This is a genomic window from Rhodococcus sp. PAE-6, assembly GCF_025290685.1.
Taxonomy (GTDB): domain Bacteria; phylum Actinomycetota; class Actinomycetes; order Mycobacteriales; family Mycobacteriaceae; genus Rhodococcus; species Rhodococcus pyridinivorans.
In genome coordinates this window covers 32246-47547 of sequence record NZ_JAOCLZ010000005.1, presented here as the reverse complement: position 1 = coordinate 47547, position 15302 = coordinate 32246, and the positions used below count along the sequence as shown (strand labels likewise).

Here is a 15302-nt window from a genome sequence, read left to right as displayed (position 1 = left end):
AACGTACCGCAGCGCTCGGGCGCCGATCAGCCGCGCGCGGCGGCCTCCAGCACCGACACGTCGATCCGGCGCATCTTCATCATCGCGGCGGTCACGCGCTTCGCGACCTCCGGATCGGGGTCGGCGAGCAGTTCGTTCAGCCGTTTCGGTACCACCTGCCACGACAGGCCGTACTTGTCCTTCAACCATCCGCAGGCGGATTCCTCGCCGCCGTCGACGGTCAGCGCGTACCAGTAGTGGTCGGCCTCCTCCTGATCGGCGCAGTCGATCTGGAAGGACACCGCTTCGGAGAACCGGAACTGCGGTCCCCCGTTGAGTCCGTAGAAGACCTGACCGTCGAGGAAGAACTCGACCGTCATCGGAGTCCCCGGCGGGACCGGGATGTCGCCTCCGGTGGACTCTTCGGTGTAGCGGGTGATCTCACCGATCTTGGAGTTGGGGAAGATGCCGATGTAGAAGTTCGCGGCCTCCTCGGCGTTCATGTCGAACCACAACCACGGAGTGATCCTGGGCATCGTGACTCCTCGTGTCGTCGAAAGTGTTCCACTGTCACGAAGGCAGACCCTGTCCGGCCCGGATTCTCATCGCCGTGCGCACTCGCAGGCCGAGCCGCAGGGCTCTCGCGCTCGTAGGGGGAAAGCATGTCCACGACGGTCATGACCGGAGGCACGTCGGGTTTCGGGACGATCACCGCCGAACGGATCTCGGGTGCGAACGGGGCACGCCTCGGACGACGCAGTTCGAGCCGGACGGATCACCGCGGTCGCCTTCGATCCCGGCCAGGTCTTCGGAACCGGTCTGGCACGAGCACTCCCCACTCCGATGCGACTGGCGTGGCGCGGCCTCGGGACGCGGGCCGGCATGTTCCTCCGCATCGTGCAGGACACCTTCAACACGCAGACCGAAGCCGGGAACACGCTCGCAGACCTCGTTCTCGGTGACATCGACGTTCCGGACGGCCGGGGGTTATCTCGCACTGCGCCGCGGCGAACCGTCGGTGCTCGCTCGCAGCGACGAGCAGGCCGAACGGTCGTGGCGCGAGAGCGCACGGCTCGTCGGACTGCCCGACCGTTAGGTGTAGGTCCCCCGGGCGTAGTATCGGGGGGCATGGGGAGCGCCTCGCGGTCCTCACGGCCTCTCAGCGATCGTCTCGCCGCACGGGCGGTGCTCGACGATCAGCAGCTCCTCTGGGAGCGGTTCACCGAGGCGTTCGGTTTCCGGCCCGGTGGGCGGGAGCCGACGCGGCCGGTGATCGTCGAGCCGGCGCCGTCGATCACCGTCGATCTCACCGTCCCCGACGATCGGGTGGGGGTGTGGCGCAGCCGCGTCGATGCGGTCAACGCCGAGGCGTTGCGGTGTTTCGTCGCCGAGTTCGCCGAGGATCCGATGTGGGTGGTGTTGGTCCGGCAGGACTTTTGTTATCGGCTCGATGCGGCCGTGCACGCGGCCACCCGTCACCCCGACTGGCGAGTATCGGCGTACCCCCAGGGGGACTACTCGATTTTTCTGCGTGAGGACTTCAGTGACGGCATCGTCGGGCAGCCGTGGGAGCAGAGCCTGTGCGTATTCGGTGAACGTCTCGTCGGGTCACTGGGCCGGACCTTGGCGACGTGGCTGCCCGTCATCCGCATCGATGGTCGACCCGTGGGATCCGTGTAGCTGCCGCGACCAGCACTGGTTCGTCGGTCAGGGCTGGTGGGGTTCGACGCGGGTGGCGCAGTAGCGGTAGCCGTCCTGGTCGGTGACCTGCCTCCAGGACACGATCACCGTGGCCCCTGGCTCTAGGGTCTGGAATCCGTCGACGGCGAGGTGGCTGAAGTGCGCCCAGCATCCGCCGGGGGTGTGCGGCGAGTCGATCACACCCCACCCTTCGTCGTCGTTCCACAGGCGCACGACGCCGGTCGTCTGCCCATCGAATGCCGCTGCGGGCGAATCCTGTTCGGGTGCGGCGACGGTGAGCGTGTCGGCGGTGCCGTCGGCGCGGATCGTCCACAGTCCGGTGCGGAACACGTGCCGGTCGCGGGTGGCGGGTTGTTGTTCTGCGGGCCAGGCTCGGGTGCATTCGTAGGCGTAACCCGAGGTCGGGTGCTCGAGCCGATGCCACTCGAAGTCGACCGGCTCGCCGGGGTTCAGTGCGGGAAATCCGTCGACTGCGACCGCAGCGAAGCGTACGAGGCAGCCGCCGGGCACGTCGTCCCCGTCGATCACTCCGTGCATGCGTTCGAGGTCCCAGCTGCGGACCACTCCTCGGCTCGTCACTGGCTCATTATTTCCTACGGTCATCGCTGGCCACTGCACTCCGACCATCCACAACCCAGCGTGCGGGGGGATGTGTAGGCTGGCTCTCTTCGTCACACTGGCGGGCGGAGTACCCGGGAGCTATGCCGATGACCGACCACCCCACGCAGATGCGTCCGCACCGGCAGGTGCGGCTGCTCGCAGGCCAGGACGCCATCCTCGACGGCCAGATCCCCCGGCCTACCGTCGGGCAGGTCGGGGTGTTCTGGCTGCTGTTCGACGAAGTACCCGCTGACCCTCACGATCCGACGCTGTCGACGATCGACGCCGACGCCGAACCGCTCGCACCCCCGCGCCTCGAACCCGCCGTCGACGCGCCCGCCACGATGCCGCGCTCGTGGGTCTGGCGGATCCTGCTGCGCGGCGACGGCTGGTCGGCGACCTGGTACAGCCGACGTCCCGCCACCGGCTGTGTCCGCCTCACCGGTCGGTTCGTCGGCGACTTCGCCTACGCCACCACCGGCTCGGTCCGCGGCCGCGTCACCTCGGCACGGAACATGAACGAGGCGGCCAGTGCCGGGCGGCACGAACCCGGCATCCTCGCCGACCTCGACCTCGACGATGTGCCACCGCTCCCGATCCGCCCCTCGATCATCCCGCGGGCTATCTCCGCCGCCGGGCTCATGCTGTGGGCCGCCGACGAACAACTCCCCCTGATCGCGCGCATCGACCTCGACCATCCCACCGAGGCGCGCCCGTTCGTGCTGCCCGCCCCGATCGCCCCGCAACCCGGTAGTACCCCCTGGCGGCTGCATGCCGACCCGGAAGGATGCTGGATCGCCGGCTGGTACGGCATCTTCCGGATCAGCACCACCGGTGCGGTGCAGCGCCGCGACGACCGCCGCGTCGATGCCTCGGCCGCACACGAGGGAACCCTGCTGACCTGCACTCACGAGAAGACCGCCACACGCATCGGCCTGTGGCACCCCGACGGGCAGTCCCACCACGACGACACCACCGTCCCGGCCGGGACCATCAGCGCGGTCACCGCCTATGACGACGGCTTCCGCATTCTCATGCGCCAGCGCGACACGTGGCCGATCACCACCGTCGTCGTCGCCGCCTACCTCGACGGACACGTCACCGTCGGTCCCCCTCTCGACGAGATAGACGACTACGCCGTCCTCACCCCCGAGCCGGCCGCCATCATCGACCTACGCGGCACCATCCGCACCCTCCACCCCGACCTGCACACCGAACCCCCGGCGCGCTGGCCGCTGCCCGGTCTGTCCGGCGGCACCGTCGGCACCCACATCTGGGTCGAACACCACGACCCCGACCGCGACCTCCACGACAACCGCCGGTACTGGCTGCTCAGCCTCACCGACTCCACCGGAAAAGTTATCTCCCGCACCGAAATCCACACCCCCACACCCGATGTCACCCTCGACGGTCACGGCACCGTGTGGATCACCGACAACCACGCCATCATCGCCGTGCACACCCCCACCGGCACCCTCCCGCCACCCATCACCCTCGCCGAACTCCTCACCCATCACCAGGCAGATCCACCACGTCCCCAGTGAATTTCGGCGACCACTGCACACCGAACTGCGCTAACCCTGCATGCGGAGGTTCCAGGATCTCGACTGCGCACTCGACCGGCGAGGGGGACGTATCCCCGGCGTGCCCTGCTGCCGGGCGAGTCACGGCTCGTGACAGATCTACTCGGTGCGCAGCCGTGCAGCGATGTCGAGTTCGACGAGTGTGCCGGCAGGATCGAGGAGAAGCACGTCTTTCTTGGTAGCCACCCACACCCTTTCCTGTTCGTCGATCGTCACTGCTGGTTCCGGATCGTCGATCGCCGCCACCACGACGACCCGATACATGGCGGGATGAGGCGGCAACAAAGGTGCATTCGCTCCCACATCGTCAGCAACAAGATCATCAGCCACATGGGCACTCTGCCCGACGTAGATAGTGCATACATCGCCGACCCACACCATAGGCTGCTCGTCGTGAGCCACCACGACCTCGACTCGCACACGATCCGGCAGATCCTGCTGGCCGCGGACAGCGACGACGTGCATCGGCTGGCGACCTCGACTCCACCCACCTCCATAGAGCGTCAGTGGAATCGACTGCGCCCGCTACTGACGACAAATCTGCGGGTGGAGTATGTCGGTGCCTCAGCCGAGGACGTTGCCGTTGCCGAGGACGCGACGTGCCCGTGGCCGGCGGAGGTCCGTGAGCTGTACCGACACGTGGCCGCCGCCGATGATCGACGAGGAATGCTGCTGCTCCCGCCCGGTTTCGAGCTGCTGTCGCTCGAGCGAGTGGTGCGGGTACACGCACTGTGGCAACGCCTGGCCAGGGAGCAGATGCACGAGGCGGGAGATGGCATCGCCGAGGAGATGGCACAACCGGCGGGTTCACCCACGGCGATCATGCTGCCCGGGTTCATTCCGTTCGCCCGCAGGGATGCCGACACCCTGTTCGTCGACACCCGGTACGGCCCGCTGCACGCAAGCGTCAACCTCTGGCCGGACCAGGACTGGGTTCACCGGCTGCCGCTGTGGCGATCGCTCAGCGCGATGCTCGATAATCTCGCATCCTGCCTCGAACGCAATGCTCCGATGGCGATGCGCATGTCCGAATGGGCGAGATATCAGCCGTACATCGAAGACGATCGGCTGGTATGGGAACCGGTGCCCTGAACGATGCCGTCCTCATTCTGAAACGAGCAGTAATGCCTGATCAAGCCAGTCTCGAGAAACAACTGTTGGCTGAACTCCGTGAGATGCGTGACTGGGTGTCCATCGCGGGCGTGCTGCACCTACTAGGAACATCATCCTGGGTGGCTGGGCGGGAGGCTGTCCGACCGGTTCTGGAGTGTATCGACACCAGCACTCGTCTCCGCATCGGTCGCGTCGACAGTCAGTACCGGGAAATACCCAAACCCCTCCCTGTGGAAGAGCTCCTCGACCGCATCTTCACCATCGATGATGCTGCCGACCGGTCCTTCGAGATGATGCAGTTGTTCATCGACGCCACAGACACTTCCGCTGACGACGCGCCCGGCCGTTGCTGACCGTTCACTGCGATGATCTCACCGACGTCGTCGTACGCAACCTGTCCACGTCTCTCGACGGCCATTGCGCGCCGACGAGCATCGGTCCGGGTGCGGCGGGGAGACAGGATCTCGACCCCACACCCGACGGGCGGGGCAGATCTACTCGGTGCGCAGCGGTGCAGCAATATCGAGTTCGACGAGTGTGCCGGCAGGATCGAGCAGGTACACGCCCCGAGCGGTGGCCACCCACACCCTTTTCTGTTCGTCGATCGTCACTGCTGGCTCCGGATCGTCGATCGCCGCCGCCGCGACGACCCTGTGCGTGGCGGGATCGAGCAGCACCAGCAGCCACCGCCCGTGCTCGCGGGCCGGAAGCTCGTGCGGGCTGTTGAACGGCCACCATCCTGTTTTTCCGGTGCCGTCGGGACGGTGGGTGGTCATCCACAGATAGTCCCCGGCTCCGCCGAGCATCAGCGGCCGAGCTGGGAGAGCGGGCACAGGCGTGCTCGTCAGATCCGCACCGATCGATACCGCCACACTGCGGCGATCGTAGATGGCCATCCGGTCACCGGTGGAGCCGACACGAACAGGAAACGACAACGGCATCTGCGGTCCGTCGGTGACCGTGCCGTCGACATCGATGCGCACCATGCGATAGGTCCGTGGGAACGCCGCCGCCCCGCCCTCGGGCACGGTCGGCACCACCGCGATGAACCCTTCCGCGGTAGCCGCCATCCATCGTGCGGTCGGCAACTCCACCCTCAGCGGTTCGATATCGGGGTGCAGCAGGAACACGCCCGCGCCGGCGGTGAGCAGCACCGAGCCACAGGCCGCGGCCGCTGCCATGCGGTGGCCCAGATCGATTCGGTGCACTTCGAGGGCGCCGGCCATGTCGAGGGTGCAGCGCAGTACCGTCTGCTCGGCGACGATCCAGCAGCCCGACGCGTCGGCAACCACCTGCCCCCGGGGCGGTGAGCCGGCCGTGGCGGCGATCGAGAGGGGCAGAAGATGCTCGGTCACTGCCGCGGTGCCGGCGGGGTCGTCGATCTGCAGCAGGACCGGCAGTTGCCGGTCGAGCACCCACAACATCCCGCCGTGGCTGCTGATGACACCGGGACGCACCCGCGGCCGCAATGAGGCGGGTTCGGCGGCATCGAGATCCAGCTCGATCAGCACCCCCAGCTGATGCACGACACCATGGCCAGCGGGAGGGGGGGTCCGGTGGGTCGGGGCGCTCGAACCACCGCGGCGAGGCGTCGATGTCGGTGTACCGGATGTCCTCGTCCGCCACCGCTGCCCAACTGCGGGTGTGGGGATCGAAGGTGGTCTCGCCGGTCATCAACTGCACCCGCCGCACCAACCCGCGGGCGGTGCCGCTGCCGCGCTCGGTATGGGCGAAGAACATCCCGGTGACCTCGACATGCTCGATCAGCGGCCGTTCCGATTGGCACACGGCGCTCCACCCGTCCCCGCGCAGCATCATCGTCCACCACCACCGCCCGTCACTGTCGACGATCGGCGGCGCGTCCGCCTCGAGCGGTTGCGCCCAGGCTCGCACCGTGCAGGTCCGCGGATCGGCCGGATCCGGTGTGTACCGGTGGAACTGCAACGCCACCGACACCGTGTTCCCCACCTTCGGGGGCACGATCGATCGGTCTTCGACCACCCACCCGTCGACCACCACCGTCAACAGACGCCGCGGCGTAGGCACAACCGAGGAAGTCTCCAGATCCTGGGGGCGGGAGTGTTCGTTGTCGAACGACATGACTATCTCCGTGCACTCGGCAAATCCGAGAGGCGACGCTCTCGGGCACGGAGTCACCGTGCACACTCTAACCGCGACGGACACGCCAGTTCACAAACCCACCCGAGTCCGCGGAGCGCGTCGTGTGGCACCCGTCTGTCAGGGCGCACCCGTCTGCCCGGGCGAACAAGCCCCGGTGCGAGGTTCTCGGGTCGGAGCAGGGTGTGGACCTCGATCGGCGCGGGGCGTCCGGATGCCCGGATCCGTTGAGGGTCGTCTGCTCTGGTCGCGACCGGTATCTCGAGCCCCTTCTTTCTGCGGGTTCAGTCGTGCAGGTTCGGATACCTGCTCGATGCCTGCGCGTGCTCGGTGGTGCCGGCGGCGTAGAGGTGCGAGAAGAGTCCCTCGAAATGCAGCCCCGCGTCGTGGTGGGCGTGGACGAGGTGGTCGCCGAGTTGATTTTCATCGCCTGAGCCGCGGATCCCGATGCGGATGTGCCACAACTCGTCGTCCGGGGCGAGTGGTTGCGGTCGGTGCTGGGCGTTGACTCGGGCATCGCCCATCACCCTGGGATCGGTGATCCGGTGGGGGTCGCTGATCTGCCAGCGTCCGATAGGTGCAAGAAGGTCGGTCAACACCGTTCGGAGGGCGACGAGGTAGCCGACTACATCGGCGGTGACAACGTGCAGGGTGTACTCGAGCAGGTCGTCGGGGTGGAACGGGCGTGGGGGATCCGGTTCGGCATCCCAGACGCTGCCACGGTAGATGCCGATTCCGCCGACCGGCGGAAGGTCGGTGGCACGGGTTTCGATCAGACACAGCATGGGATGGCCGTACAAGCCGGCCAGGCGTGCCTGTCGGGCGAAATTGTCGAGAAGCACGTGCGCGGTGCGAGGATCGAGGCCGAGCAGAGTGTCGAATCCGGCGATCGCCAGGACCGTGCCGGTGGTGGCGGGGTCGCTGCCGAACAGATAGGTGCCCACATCGGCGAACACATCCGCGAGCGCGTCGAGGCTCCCGCCATAAGAACGGCGGTAGGACAAGGTCTCAGCGAGAGCGTCGTACATGTCGCCGGTCGAGGTCCACGGGTGCGCGTCGATGCGGTGCACGAGATATCCCACCCGAGTTAGGACATTTGGCTTAGTGTCCCGATTCGAACCCGAGACGGGTGAGAATCTCCTGTTCAGCGGCCGAGATCTGCGGTGGGAAGTCCTGGACGGCGCCGTTGATGGCGATGGTGGAGGTGCGTAGCGGCCGGAGTTGTTTGACCAGCCTTGCAATCGCGATGCCGGTCTGGTCCTGGACACAGCGAGCGACCGCAAGAGCAGCGAAGACGATGGTCAGGTGCGCTTCGATTGCGTCGCGGGGGCGGTGGAACATCGGCCGTGCCCGCAAATCGGTCTTCGACATCCGAAACGACTGCTCGACATGCCATAGGTCGTGGTATTTGCCAATCACCTCACCGGGTTCCATGAGCGTGGCCGGGATGTTGGTGACATAGCCTTTGAGCCCGACCAGGGACCGGGCCCGGGCCAGAGCGGCGTCCTCGAGTTGCTGCCCGGCGGTGGTGGTCCTGACGAATCGGGTGGCCTTTGCCCTGTGAGTGCCGTCAACCACCGCCCGCGCCCGTGCTTCCTGCGCGTTCAATGTCTGGTTGTCGCGGACGGCACGTTTGCGGGTGTACTGCCAGATCGCTCGCCACGAGGTGGTGTCCCGAGTCGGGTTCCAGATCGGTTCGGCTCGTTTGTTCACGGCGAGAAGTTCGGGATGCCCAACTACGGCCCGATCACGTTCATCCACCGGGCCGGCCGACTGTGGGGTGGCCTGTTCCGTGGTGCCAACGCGTACGCGAGCGTCATGGCGGCCGAGGAGATCCTCGACATGATGCAGCGCGACTTCATGAAGACGAACGCGTCCAACCGATTACACGCACCGTCAGCAAGATTCACGTTCTCGAGGAGGCGCGGCACATCCGCTTCGCCCGTGAAGAGGTCACACGCCGCCTGCAGGGCGCTTCCCGTGCCCGCCGCGCGTTCGAGCGCGTCAGCACCGCCGCGACCGTCTACTTCGTCATGAAGAGCATGATTCACCCCGACGTGTGCGTGAACGCCGGTCTCGACAAGGACCGGGCGCCCGAGGTCGCGCGCACCAACAAGCACCACCACGACAAGATCCGCACGTCGGGCTCGAAGCTCATGAGCTTCCTCGACAGCGTCGGTCTGGTCGGCGGGCCGTCCAAGGTGCTGTACAAGAAGGTCCACCTACTCTGACGGGCAGGGTCACGGCGCGAGTGCGCGGTGTGCGAGCAGGGGGAGGTCCCGCGCACCGCGCATTCGCGTCTTCCGGGTCGATTGCCGTCCCGCGGCGGGCCGAGTACATTCACCCGAGCCCGCCTGACGTGACCGAGACGCGCCGCCGCTCGTTACGGTGACATTTCCGGTTCGCCCACCGGACCGACGGTCGTGCCCAGCACGCCACCTCCCGTCGATACTCGGCTCCTCTCAACGGGTTCACCGCACCCGACTCACCGAGACCTGGAGCCGCCATGACGACAGAAAGCCCACCCACCCCCGAGTGTCTCGCCGTGACCTCCGCGAACGGCGTCGCCACCGTCACGATCGATCGGCCTCCCGCCAACGCGTTCGATCCCGCGTTGATCGCCGAATTGCTCTCCGTCCTTCCTCCGCTCGTCACCGATCCCGACGTGCGCTGCATCGTCGTGCGCGGGACGGGTCGATTCTTCGTCGCCGGTGCCGACATCCGCGTCATGCGTGAGCTCACCGAGGAGACGCAGCGCGCGATGCGGCCGTGGACCGACGTGCAGAAGCTCCTCGAGGCCGCACCGAAACCCGTTGTCGCAGCACTGAACGGACATGCGCTCGGCGGCGGTGCGGAACTCTCGCTCGCGTGCGACGTCCGGGTGATGGCGCAGTCGGCGACCATCGGCTTCCCCGAAATAGGACTCGGGCTCTTCCCCGGTGCCGGTGGTAGCCAGCGACTACCCCGGCTCCTCGGAGCGCATCGCGCGAAGCTCCTCATGATCCAGGGGGCACGGCTCTCCGCCACCGAGGCCCTGGGTATCGGCCTGGTCGACGAGGTCGTTCCGGACGACCGATTCGATTCCCGCATAGACGAACTCGCGACCGAGTTGGCCGCGAAACCGACGCGCACGATCGGGATGCTCAAGCACATCGTCGAAGCGGGCCGCACGCTTCCGCTCGACGAAGCGCTCGATGTCGAATTCGCCGCCGTTCTCGAACTGATCCGCACCCGCGACACCGCCGAAGGACTGCAGGCCTTCCTCGACAAGCGGGCACCGTCGTTCACGGGCCGCTGAGCGCGCACCGATCCCCCCACCACGAAGGAAACCCATGACATCCAGATTCCGGCGCCGCGCACTGGCCGCCGTCGCGGCACTCGCCGCAGTCACCGTCGTCGCCACCGCATGTTCCCGGCCGGCGTCCGAGTCGGCGGCGTCCGCTCCCGACGGGCTGGTCCGCATCTCGGTCGGCGTCGATCCGTCGTACGCACCGTTCTTCGTCGCCGAGAAGGAAGGCCTGTTCGAGGCCGCCGGCCTGAACGTGCAGATCATCCAGACCGAGGGCGGCGCCGCGAGCGCCCAGAATGTCGTGGCCGGCACCTCCGAGATGTCCGGCAACGCCGACTCGACCGCGTTGACGGTGATGGCCGCCAACCCGTCCCTGCGCGCACTCGGTGTCTACGAGGAATCCGACCGCTACTTCCAAGTGGTGCTCCGCCCCGGCGTCACGCCGCAGTCGATCAAGACGATGGGCGTGTTCCCCGGTATCGGCCTGTACTTCACCGACGCGTACCTGGGCAGTGTGGGCCTCGACCCGGCGGCCGTGAAACTGGTGAGCACCAGCCCGCCGGAACAGCCGGCACTGCTCGCCCGCGGTGATATCGATGGCTTCATCTCGTTCGATCCGTGGGTCGCGCAGGCCGTCGCCACCGGGGGCCGCGTCGTCGGCACCAGCGGCGACTTCGGCGCCCGGTACTCGCAGTGGCTGCTCACCTCGGAGTCGTGGCTGGCCGCGAACGAGGATCTGGCGGCTCGAGTCTTTGCGGTGGTCGCCGACGCGGCCGCGATCGTGAACTCGGATCCCGACCGCGCGGCCGCGGCGATCTCGTCGGTGATCCAGATGGACCCGGCGGAGGCGAAGCGCACAGTGACCCAGATCGACTTCGTCGGACGCGACTTCACCGCCGACGACACGGCCCGCGCCGACGACCTGGTCACCTTCTTCCGCGGCCAGGGCAAGATCACCGGTTCTGTCGACACCGACACCGTGATGCTGCACGGCTGGGTGTCCGAGCACACCGACACCGAATGATCGATCCGTTCTGCCGGCCGGATCGCGCCCGGTTCGGTCAGCAGAACGGAATCGTTTCCCGGGGCCCGGCATCGCCATAGTGTCGGCGCACTCACCGAAGAACCCGCGTCACCGATTGGAGCAGCCGTGGTCGAATCCGCAATCCGGGTGGTCGAACTCTCGAGCCCCTTCACCCGCTTCGCCGGACGGATCCTCGTCGGCCTCGGCTACGACATCGTGCTCGTCGAACCGGCCGACGGCGATCCCAGCCGGCACGAGTTCGGTGGGCACGCGTACGGCCACTGGCACGCCGGCAAGAAATCCGTCGTACTCGATCTCGGGTCGGACGCCGGACGCGGTGATCTCGCACGGTTGGTCGCCGCATCGGACGTCTTCCTCGACGGCAGCGCCCCGGGCGCCGAACCGGTCTCGGTGCCCGCCGATTCGACCGTCCATGTGCGGGTGACCCCGTTCGGCGTCGACGGACCGCGCAAGAGTTGGGCGGCAACGGATCTCACCGTCGCCGCACTCGGTGGCATGCTGGCCCAGGTGGGCGACCCGGAAGGCCCTCCTCTGCTGCTTCCCGAGGGACAGGCCGAGCAGCTGGCGGGCGTGAACGCCGCGATCGGCGCACTGCTCGGTCTGCGCGCGCGTCGACTCGGCCCGGTACCGGCGATCGACGTCTCCGCTCAGGAGTGCGTCGCCGCGAGCCTCGAGGCGGGGACGCTCGCGTATCTGCACGAGGACCGGGTGCCGCCGCGCCCCGGACGGGTGCACCCGCTGGTGCCGCACGGGTTGTTCCGTGCCGCCGACGGCTTCCTGGGCGGCGGGCTGGGCGGCAGCCCCCGCATGTGGGACGCGCTGCTGGCGTGGCTCGTCGAGGAAGGCGCGGCCGACGACCTCACCGACCCCCGCTGGGGCGATCCGGTGGAGCGAAAGCGTCACCAGGAACACGTCTTCGAGGTGGTACAGCGTTTCCTCGACAAGTGGACGAAGGAGGAGTTCGCGGTCGCGGCACAGTCGCGCAAGCTGCCGTGGTCGGCCGTCGACCGGCCGGACGAGTTGCTCGTCAACCCGCAGCTGAACGACCGAGACTTCTTCGTCGACGTGGTCTCACCCGACGGCGTGACCCGCGATCTCGGCTTCGGGTTCGCGTTCCCCGAGGGGGCGCGCGCCCGGGATCTCGTGGTGGCGGAGCCGGGTGAGCACCAAGCCCTGCTCGACGACTGTCGGGTACCAGAAGATTCGGCGCCCGAGCAGAATTCGAGCACCCTGCCGCTCGACGGCATCAGAGTGCTCGACCTGACCTGGGTGCTCGCCGGGCCATATTGCACCCGCATCCTCGCCGATCACGGCGCCGACGTCGTCAAGGTCGAGTCGCTCGGCCGGCCGGATCCGACGCGGTTCGCGCCGTTCATGCACCTGTCCCGCGGACCGCACGACGACCCGGACACGAGCGGGTACTTCAATGACGTCAACCGCAACAAGCGCAGCATCACCCTCGACACCCGCTCCCCCGCCGGCCTCGAGGTCCTCGCCGACCTGATCGCGCAGAGCGACGTCGTCGTGGAGAACTTCAGTTCCACCGTCATGGAGAAGATGGGCTTCGGGTACGAGCGACTGCGCGAACTGCGCCCCGACATCGTGTACGTCTCGATGTCCGGCATGGGCCACACCGGACCGCGCAGCGGCTGGGTGTCGTACGCCGACATCGTCTCCGCCGCAACGGGCTTGACTGCCCTCACCGGCTGGAACAGCGACCAGGTGGTGGGCGTGATCTACGGGCACGGCGACATCGTGGCGGGACTGCAGGCCGCGACCGCCGTCCTCGCCGCACTCGAGCACCGGGACCGCACAGGCCGGGGCCAGCACGTCGACCTGTCGCAGTTGGAGGCCATGGCCTCGCACATGGGCACCAGCGTCGTGCAGGCGACCGGCACCGGACGATTCCCGGTCCCGATCGGCAACTCGCACCCCACGATGTCGCCGCACGGGGTCTTCCGATGTCTCGGCCCGGACCGCTGGTGCGCAATCGCCATTCGCGACGACACCGACTGGCGACACCTGTGCGACGTGCTCGGACGTCCCGACTGGGCCGACGACGACAGGTTCCGCACCGCGGCGGGACGCCGCGAACATGGAACCGAGATCGCCGACGCGATCGCGGCGTGGACGGCACCCCTGCCCGCCGAGACGGTCGCCGACGGCCTCCAGTCCGCCGGAGTTCCCGCCGGTGTCGTCCAGAACGGCCGCGACCTGGTCGACAGCGACCCACACCTGCGGGCACGCGGGTACTACGTTCCCGGCGACCATCCCAAGGTCGGTCGCTTCCTGCACGAGGGCGCACCGGTGCGGGTGGGCGCCGCGGTGACCGTCCGCCGTGCGGCGCCCCTGCTCGGCGCGGACACCGACGACGTGCTGCGCGACGTCGCCGGGTACCCGCCGGAGACCATCGCCCGCCTGCGCGCCGACGGCGTGCTGACCTGACCCGACGTCCGATCCACCCGGTCCGCCGACCGGTTCACTGCTCGAAAGATCCAAGAAGGACTCTCAATGATGGTGTCAAGCCACAGCGGGATGGTCGACGCTGAATTCTCGGCCGTCACGCAGCAGTGCCCACAGGACATCGACCAGGCGCCGAGCCAGGGCCAGTAGGGCTTGGGTATGAATCTGCCGTTCGCCGCGTTTACGGTCGTAGAACCGCCGCGACGGCCCGTTCTCGTACCGCAGACTGAACAGGGCTGCCATGTAGAACACCCTGCGCATGCGCCGGTTGTAGCGTTTCGGGCGGCGCAGGTTCCCGGCGACCCGACCGGAATCACGGGGAACGGGTACCAGCCCGGCGTAGGACGCCAAGCGTCCAGCGCTGGCGAAGCCGGCCAGATCGCCCCCGGTGCCGACAACAAACTCGGCGCCCAGTCCCGGTCCCATGCCGGGCAGGGATTCGATGATCCGCGCCCCCGGGTGCTGTCGGAATCGGGTGGTGATGAGCTTGTCGGTGTCCTTGATCTCGCGATCGAGATCGAGGAGCTTGCGGGCGATGCGCTTGATCAGCATCGCGGTGTCGGCTTCGCCCGGCAGGGTCAGCGTCTGCCGCTGCGCCGCCTCGACCGCCGTGGCCGCGGTTTTCGCGATGGCCGGCTTCCAGGCGCCGTGGTCAGCAAGATGTGTTGTGACCCCTACCGTTCCGGCATCGCGGATCTCGGTGGGGGTGCACATACCGGCGACCAGGATCAGTGGAGTGCGGGTCGAGTAGTCGAACGCGGCTTCCAGTGCCGGGAAGATCGATCCGAGCAGCGACCGCAGCCGGTTGATTCCGGCGACCCAGTCGGCTATCAGGTCGGTGCGGTAGCCGGTCAGTTGGGTCAGTCCGACCACCAGTTCGTCGGGCATGGTGACCTGGTTCAGGTCTCGGCGCAGGCGGGCGGTCTCGGCGATCACCTTCGCGTCCTTGGCATCGGTTTTCGCTTCGCCGCGGAATCCGTGGGTCATCGTGTTGACCACCCGGCCGGGCACATAGGTCACCGTCTGGTCGGCGGCGAGCAACACGCTGATCAGCAGCAGTGCCATCGGGCTGGTCAGATCGATCGCCCACCGCACCTGATCGCCGATCCGGCCGGCGCGGGCGATCACCGCTTCGATCGCGGCCTGGTCGTTGTCGACCTTCTGGCTGAAGACCGTCGTGCCTGCATTGTCGACGGCGCACGCGTGATGCGCTGTCTTGCCGACGTCGATCCCGACCCATATCTCTGGCCGAGTTGTCATCTGCGTGCTCCTGACCTCGCAGTTCGTGCCCGTGGACAACCCCGCCGACAGATCCCTAAACAGCGACGATCCGCAACAAGCTCTCAATCAGCAGCCGGAGGCGTCCAGCGCGGCGGGGCAGCCAGTCCTTCCGAGCCTCGACCGAAGCAGA

General features: G+C 67.6%; 14 protein-coding genes and 2 pseudogenes. 9 read left to right on the top strand and 7 right to left on the bottom strand.

Features of this window, described 5'->3' with window-relative positions; all coding sequences use genetic code 11:
* Positions 1-26: 26 nt before the first annotated feature.
* Complete coding sequence (locus NVV99_RS12505) at positions 27-515, bottom strand: VOC family protein (RefSeq protein WP_024103378.1); 489 nt, start codon at positions 513-515, stop codon at positions 27-29.
* 422 nt (positions 516-937) lie between these two features.
* On the opposite strand from NVV99_RS12505, the gene NVV99_RS12500 reads away from it, so the two are divergent.
* Positions 938-1075 (top strand): hypothetical protein, encoded by a 138-nt coding sequence (locus tag NVV99_RS12500; RefSeq protein WP_024103377.1) that lies wholly within the window; start codon positions 938-940, stop codon positions 1073-1075.
* Between the two features lie 32 nt (positions 1076-1107).
* Positions 1108-1659: a DUF2716 domain-containing protein gene (locus tag NVV99_RS12495; protein WP_051424892.1), complete on the top strand. Its 552-nt coding sequence runs from the start codon at positions 1108-1110 to the stop codon at positions 1657-1659.
* A gap of 27 nt (positions 1660-1686) precedes the next feature.
* Here the strand turns inward: NVV99_RS12495 and NVV99_RS12490 are convergent, their stop codons facing one another.
* On the bottom strand, positions 1687-2259 hold the full coding sequence (locus NVV99_RS12490; protein ID WP_242411696.1) for a hypothetical protein: 573 nt from the start codon (positions 2257-2259) through the stop codon (positions 1687-1689).
* Between the two features lie 128 nt (positions 2260-2387).
* On the opposite strand from NVV99_RS12490, the gene NVV99_RS12485 reads away from it, so the two are divergent.
* On the top strand, positions 2388-3824 hold the full coding sequence (locus NVV99_RS12485; protein WP_144376979.1) for a hypothetical protein: 1437 nt from the start codon (positions 2388-2390) through the stop codon (positions 3822-3824).
* A gap of 138 nt (positions 3825-3962) precedes the next feature.
* Here NVV99_RS12485 and NVV99_RS12480 read toward each other — a convergent pair whose 3' ends face one another.
* The gene (locus tag NVV99_RS12480) at positions 3963-4265 is read right to left on the bottom strand and encodes a hypothetical protein (RefSeq protein WP_144376978.1); all 303 of its coding nucleotides are present in this window, start codon (positions 4263-4265) and stop codon (positions 3963-3965) included.
* Here NVV99_RS12480 and NVV99_RS12475 point away from each other — a divergent pair.
* Both NVV99_RS12475 and NVV99_RS12470 read left to right on the top strand, forming a co-directional pair.
* The gene (locus NVV99_RS12475; RefSeq protein ID WP_024103372.1) at positions 4257-4955 is read left to right on the top strand and encodes a hypothetical protein; all 699 of its coding nucleotides are present in this window, start codon (positions 4257-4259) and stop codon (positions 4953-4955) included. The two genes, NVV99_RS12480 and NVV99_RS12475, sit on opposite strands and share 9 nt — an antisense overlap.
* 32 nt (positions 4956-4987) lie before the next feature.
* Positions 4988-5329 carry a hypothetical protein gene (locus NVV99_RS12470; protein ID WP_144376977.1) on the top strand — a complete coding sequence of 114 codons (342 nt, stop codon included), beginning with the start codon at positions 4988-4990 and terminating at the stop codon, positions 5327-5329.
* A 141-nt stretch (positions 5330-5470) separates the two neighbouring features.
* Here NVV99_RS12470 and NVV99_RS12465 read toward each other — a convergent pair whose 3' ends face one another.
* The 3 genes and pseudogenes from NVV99_RS12465 to NVV99_RS12455 all read right to left on the bottom strand — a co-directional run.
* Positions 5471-6502, bottom strand: a complete 1032-nt coding sequence (locus NVV99_RS12465; RefSeq protein WP_024103370.1) for a hypothetical protein — start codon at positions 6500-6502, stop codon at positions 5471-5473.
* Between the two features lie 876 nt (positions 6503-7378).
* Positions 7379-8176, bottom strand: a complete 798-nt coding sequence (locus NVV99_RS12460; protein ID WP_024103369.1) for a barstar family protein — start codon at positions 8174-8176, stop codon at positions 7379-7381.
* Positions 8177-8195: 19 nt separating this feature from the next.
* Positions 8196-8807, bottom strand: a pseudogene (locus tag NVV99_RS12455) (IS1634 family transposase); the annotation flags it as partial.
* On the opposite strand from NVV99_RS12455, the pseudogene NVV99_RS12450 reads away from it, so the two are divergent.
* The 4 genes and pseudogenes from NVV99_RS12450 to NVV99_RS12435 form a co-directional block, all read left to right on the top strand.
* Positions 8808-9325, top strand: a pseudogene (locus NVV99_RS12450) (diiron oxygenase); the annotation flags it as partial.
* A 275-nt stretch (positions 9326-9600) separates the two neighbouring features.
* Complete coding sequence (locus NVV99_RS12445; RefSeq protein WP_041803580.1) at positions 9601-10392, top strand: enoyl-CoA hydratase/isomerase family protein; 792 nt, start codon at positions 9601-9603, stop codon at positions 10390-10392.
* A 34-nt stretch (positions 10393-10426) separates the two neighbouring features.
* Positions 10427-11407 carry an ABC transporter substrate-binding protein gene (locus tag NVV99_RS12440; protein ID WP_024103364.1) on the top strand — a complete coding sequence of 327 codons (981 nt, stop codon included), beginning with the start codon at positions 10427-10429 and terminating at the stop codon, positions 11405-11407.
* A gap of 126 nt (positions 11408-11533) precedes the next feature.
* Positions 11534-13873: a CoA transferase gene (locus NVV99_RS12435; RefSeq protein WP_024103363.1), complete on the top strand. Its 2340-nt coding sequence runs from the start codon at positions 11534-11536 to the stop codon at positions 13871-13873.
* 75 nt (positions 13874-13948) lie between these two features.
* Here NVV99_RS12435 and NVV99_RS12430 read toward each other — a convergent pair whose 3' ends face one another.
* On the bottom strand, positions 13949-15151 hold the full coding sequence (locus tag NVV99_RS12430; RefSeq protein ID WP_024103362.1) for an IS110 family transposase: 1203 nt from the start codon (positions 15149-15151) through the stop codon (positions 13949-13951).
* Between the last annotated feature and the right edge of the window lie 151 nt (positions 15152-15302).